This is a genomic window from Protofrankia sp. CiP1_Cm_nod3 (assembly GCF_982290655.1).
This window is the reverse complement of record NZ_CEVIVD010000228.1, coordinates 1,917-5,358: the sequence shown is the minus strand read 5'-3', so window position 1 is coordinate 5,358 and position 3,442 is coordinate 1,917. Positions and strand designations below refer to the sequence as shown.

Below are 3,442 nucleotides of genomic sequence, written 5' to 3'. Positions count from 1 at the left end.
AGCCAGCGTCACGGAGCCGCTGTGACGCCCCGGAACGCCGCCGGGCGGCGCGGGGCCCGGTCCCGAAAATGCGGTAGGGCGGCGGGTGGCGCGGTAGGCGGCGGAGCGCCGCGCCGCGGCCCCGTACGTACCGTGCCGCTATTCGGAGGCGGCCTGTCGCAGCGAGTTCTTCCGGCTCTGGATGACCTCGTCGACGAGGCCGTACTCGACCGCCTCGTTCGCGTCGAGGATCTTGTCGCGTTCGACGTCCCGGCGGATCTGGTCGGGGCTCCGGTTGGTGTGTCGGGCGAGGATCGTCTCCAGCAGCTCCCGCATCCGCAGGATCTCCCGGGCGTGGATCTCCAGGTCGCTCGACTGCCCCTGGCTCTGACTGGACGGCTGGTCGAGCAGGATCCGGCTGTTGCCGAGGGCGAACCGCTTGCCGGGTGTCCCGGCCGCGAGCAGGACGGCCGCCCCGGAGACAGCCTGCCCGAGGCAGAGGGTCTGGATGTCGGGCCGGACGAACTGCAGCGTGTCGTAGATCGCCATCAGCGCGGTGAACGAGCCGCCCGGGGAGTTGATGTAGAGCGAGATGTCGCGGTCGGCGTCCTCGCCCTCGAGGTAGAGCAGCTGCGCCATGATGTCGTTCGCGGAAACGTCGTCGATCTGCGTGCCGAGGAAGATGATGCGTTCCTTCAGCAGCTTGGAGTAGGGGTCCATCCCGTATTCGCCGCGGGAGGTGCGTTCGATGATGTTGGGCAGGACGTAACGGTTCACAGCGGTGCGTGTCATGTGCTTCTCTCTCGGTTCTCTCGGTTCGGCCGGGTGGTGCCGCGCGGCCGCGGAGGCCGGTGGGGGCACGCCCGCGCGGTCAGGGCCGGGACGGGTGGTCGAGCATACGGGCGGCGGGCGTGGTCATCCACCGCCGAAGAAGGCCCGCCACTGTTCGACGGAACGGGGGCGGAACACCGCGTTGCCGCCGCGCACCGTCGACATCGGCGCGCTGGGCCGCGCCGAGTAGAAGTGGCCGGGGTAGACGACGGTGTCGTCGGGCAGCGCGGCCAGCTGCTGCAGGCTCGCGTACATGGCGTCGGGGTCGCCGCCGGGGAAGTCGGTGCGTCCGCAGCCTTCCAGGAAGAGCGTGTCGCCGGCGACGAGCCGGCCGTCCACCAGGAAGCACTGGCTGCCCGGGGTGTGTCCGGGGGTGTGCAGCAGGCGGATGGGCACGGCGCCGACGTCGAGCACGTCGTCGTGGTCGTGGCCGACGAGGTCGGTGGCGGACAGGCCGGTGGAGCGTCGCACCCACTCGCTCTCGTCCCGCTGCACGTGTACCGGGACCTGGACGCGGGCGAGCAGCTCCGGCAGGCCCGGCAGGACGAAACCGAACATCGCGCCGCCGACATGGTCGGGATGGTGATGGGTGACCAGGGCGCCGGTCAGCCGCATCCCGTCGTCGGCCAGCACCGAGAGAAGATCGTCGACCGCGTACGCCGGGTCGATCACCACCGCCTCCCGGGTCTCCTGGTCCCCGATCAGGTAGGTGAAGTTGACCATCTGGGTTGCCACCGGGTTGCCGACCGCGTAGTCACGTCCGGACAGCAACTGACGAAAGTACAGACGGTTGACCATTGGCCCAGACTACGGCCGGGGCCGGCACCGCGACGGCTGGCCACCCGCAGCCATCACGCGGCCATCATGCCGGGATCCGGCGGCCGGCGGATCCCGGCGATCGGCGCTGGAGCACAGCGGCCGGCGGCCAGCGGCCAAGGGGCCAGCGGCCAGGGGCCAGGGGCCGGCGGGAGCCCGGTGCCCGCCGTGCCCACGCGGTGCGGACGCCCGGGCGCGGGGAACGGGCCCAGCCTGGAGAACAGGCTGTCACGCCTGTGCGGGGAGGGCGCCCCTGGTGATCCAGGCGGCGGCCGCGGAGCTGATGACGCCGCTGCTTCTGATCCAGGCGAAGTGGTCGTCGACGGCCACCCCGGAGCCGTCCTCGATGTGCCAGCGGGTGACCTGGGCGGCGCGCATCCTGCCGCACAGGAAGTCGACGTTGGGACGCGGGCCGAGCGGGTCGCCCGCTATCGAGATCACCAGCACCGGCAGGTCGAACGTGCGCAGCGCCTCGTTGTAGTCCCGTTTGCTGCCGCGGGGCTGGTAGCGGCCGTTGCGGATGTGTCGGGCCCAGTCGGTCATCACACCGCCGGCCATCGGTGCGGGGATCACCATGCCGCCCGGCCAGTACCCGCGGATCCGGGACACCAGGCCGATGACCTGCCCCTGCCAGAGCGCGACGAGCCGGCGCCCGCGGGCGAAGGACCGCCAGTAGACGCTGCTGGTCGCGATCACACAGGCGCCAGCGATCTCCTTCGGCGCCGAAGCCGTGTACAGCAGCGCGAGCTGGCCGCCGAGGCTGTGCCCGAACAGGTACACCGGCGCCTGCGGCAGGCGCGCCCGCAGCGCCGCGAGCACCGCCGGGAGATCCACCTCCAGCAGCTCGCGGTAGCCGAAGCCGGGCTGCTCGCGCAGGCCCGGTGTGCTTTCCCCCTGGGCCCGCAGGTCGCAGGTGGCGGCGGACAGGCCGGCGGTGGACAGCGCCTTCGCCAGCGGCCGGTAGAACTTCGCCTTCATCCCCATGGCCGGCAGGATCAGCACGACCGGGACGGTCGGGTCCTCGTGCTCGAGCAGCCGGATCACGAAGGTCACGTTGTCGCCGGTCGTGACATGAATCGCTTCCGGCGTCACCAGCTCCGGCGGCTGCCCGGCCGGGCTGTCGGTGGCGGCGTTACCATCGGTCCCACGTACGGACATGTAAGCCCCTCATCAGCGTGGAATCGGCCATGGGAAACCGGCCGTCGTGCCGCGGCCGGCCGCCAGTGACGGTCAGCTGCCAGCGACGGTCAGGCTGTGCCGGGATTCCGGTCGGACGAGACGCCGCCATGACCTGTGATCAGGCGCTTCGCCCCGTGCGGGTTCACGTCCTGCACGGTAGGCGACCGCGGTCAGGGGCCACAACCGGACGGGCGGAAACCGACGGCACGATTGCCAGAACCAATGACGCGATTGCCACCACGCACCACCGGCATCCAGCGCGGTTCGGGCCCCATCTCCAGTGAAAACGGCCGCTCACGGCCACTCCAGGAGGCCTGACACCCACGCCACCCAGCCGTAGGCGGAAACCGCTGTCGGGAACGACGGAAGTCACCTACGGCCTCGGCCGGCGCCCGTCGGCTGTCGGTGGAAACCGTTGTCGGAACGACGGTTTCCACCGACGGCCTCAGCCGCCGTAGGTGGAAACCGCTGTTGGGACGACGGAAGTCACCTACACGGTGGGCCGCTCGAAGGAGGAGCGTTCGACGAGCCTGATGGGCGATTTCCGGAATGGGATCATGAGCTGTGAAGACAGGCGGGCATCGCTGTCCGTCGCACCGTTTCTCGGCCGGCCCGGCTGACAGCGGCTCGCCGCCAG

The 3,442-nt window shown here is 70.8% G+C and carries 3 protein-coding genes; all 3 read right to left on the bottom strand.

The window, feature by feature from the left end; translation table 11 throughout:
• Positions 1 to 138 precede the first annotated feature (138 nt).
• On the bottom strand, positions 139 to 771 hold the full coding sequence (locus AC5LUJ_RS23225) for an ATP-dependent Clp protease proteolytic subunit (RefSeq protein WP_250285971.1): 633 nt from the start codon (positions 769 to 771) through the stop codon (positions 139 to 141).
• Positions 772 to 894: 123 nt separating this feature from the next.
• A complete protein-coding gene (locus AC5LUJ_RS23220) occupies positions 895 to 1,608 on the bottom strand; it encodes an MBL fold metallo-hydrolase (protein WP_493465773.1) in 714 nt (237 codons plus the stop codon).
• A 246-nt stretch (positions 1,609 to 1,854) separates the two neighbouring features.
• On the bottom strand, positions 1,855 to 2,784 hold the full coding sequence (locus tag AC5LUJ_RS23215) for an alpha/beta hydrolase family protein (protein WP_250285974.1): 930 nt from the start codon (positions 2,782 to 2,784) through the stop codon (positions 1,855 to 1,857).
• Positions 2,785 to 3,442: the final 658 nt, after the last annotated feature.

What these genes read in the sequence shown, in the direction of transcription:
- AC5LUJ_RS23225 (WP_250285971.1), bottom strand. Translation starts at nt 771, where the DNA reads ATGACACGCACCGCTGTGAACCGTTACGTCCTGCCCAACATCATCGAA.
- AC5LUJ_RS23220 (WP_493465773.1), bottom strand. Translation starts at nt 1,608, where the DNA reads ATGGTCAACCGTCTGTACTTTCGTCAGTTGCTGTCCGGACGTGACTAC.
- AC5LUJ_RS23215 (WP_250285974.1), bottom strand. Translation starts at nt 2,784, where the DNA reads ATGTCCGTACGTGGGACCGATGGTAACGCCGCCACCGACAGCCCGGCC.